1 protein-coding gene is annotated in these 1,511 nt (G+C 58.7%); it reads left to right on the top strand.

Annotated elements, in window-relative coordinates; genetic code table 11:
• The first annotated feature begins 85 nt into the window (after nt 1-85).
• A protein-coding gene (locus E0501_RS21030; RefSeq protein WP_137703375.1) for an IS3 family transposase occupies nt 86-1,437 on the top strand; the annotation gives its coding sequence in 2 pieces (ribosomal slippage) (nt 86-422 and nt 422-1,437; 1,353 coding nt in all).
• Nucleotides 1,438-1,511: the final 74 nt, after the last annotated feature.

Genomic DNA, 1,511 nt, shown 5'->3' with positions numbered 1-1,511 from the left:
TGTCTGACGTCAGCGCCAATGGGACAGTTTAGGCTGAATTGATAAGAGAGGGTTTCTGGCACATCGTAACCACCAAGGAGTGGAGATGAGACAGAAACCCGGAACCAAGCAGAGCCACGGCGAGAAGGTCGTCAAGGACATCCGCCGTGCGACCCGCAAACAGTATTCCGCCGAGGAGAAGATCAGGATCGTTTTGGACGGCCTGAAGGGCGAGGACAGCATTGCAGAGCTGTGCCGCCGTGAGGGCATAGCCCAGAGCCTGTACTACAGCTGGTCCAAGGAATTTCTCGAGGCTGGGAAGAAGCGCCTGGCGGGCGACACGGCGCGTGCAGCGACGTCGACTGAGGTCAAGGATCTGCGCCGTGAGGCCCGCGATCTGAAAGAGTTCGTGGCCGAGCAGGCCCTGGAACTGCGGCTGCTCAAAAAAAGCATGATCGCGGATGGGGGCGACGACGAATGAGGTATCCCGCATCCGAAAAGCTGGAGATCATCCGCCTGATCGAAGGATCGCATCTGCCGACCAAGCGCACGCTGGACAAGCTCGGCATCCCCAGGACCACCTTCTATCGCTGGTATGACCGGTATCTCGCTGGCGGCCCCGAGGCGCTTGAGGATCGTAGCCCCAGGCCATTGCGGGTCTGGAACCGCATTCCCGAGCCAGTGCGCGAGAAGCTCAAGGAGCTCGCCCTGCAGGAAAGCGAGCTGTCGCCGCGTGAGCTGGCCGTTCAATTCACCGACACGAAAAAGTACTTTGTATCAGAGGCTTCGGTCTATCGCATCCTCAAGTCCTACGACCTGATCACCAGCCCGGCCTATGTGGTTCTGTCAGCAGCCGACGAGTTCCGCGACAAGACCACACGGCCAAACCAGCTCTGGCAGACCGACTTCACCTACCTGAAGGTCATCGGCTGGGGTTGGTTCTATCTGTCGACGATCTTGGACGATTACAGCCGCTACATCATCGCCTGGAAGCTGTGCACGACGATGAAGGCTGGCGATGTCACCGACACGCTGGATCTGGCACTGCAGGCTTCAGGCTGTGATCAGGCGACGGTCTTGCACAAGCCGCGCCTGCTCTCAGACAATGGCGCCAGCTACATCTCGGGCGAACTGGCCGGCTGGCTGGAAGATCGGCAGATGGATCATGTCCGCGGTGCTCCATATCATCCGCAAACCCAGGGCAAGATCGAACGATGGCACCAGACGCTCAAGAACCGCATCCTGCTGGAAAACTACTACCTGCCCGGCGATCTCAGGCAGCAGATCGACACCTTTGTCGATCACTACAACCACCGGCGCTATCACGAGAGCCTGCAAAACCTCACCCCGGCCGATGTCTACTTCGGGCGCGGCCAGACCATTCTGCGAAAACGAGAAAGGATCAAACGAAGGACCATCGAAACCCGGCGCTTGCTTCACCGCAAATCCGCCGCATAATCACAAAAACTAGATGAGCCAGATCCTCTCTTAGCTCAGGCGGCCATCTGTCCCAAAAACCCTGACGACGGACA

This window comes from Marimonas lutisalis, from assembly GCF_005434965.1.
Taxonomy (GTDB): Bacteria; Pseudomonadota; Alphaproteobacteria; order Rhodobacterales; family Rhodobacteraceae; genus Marimonas_A; species Marimonas_A lutisalis.
Note: the sequence above shows the minus strand (reverse complement) of the source record. Positions and strands in the feature narration are given on the sequence as shown.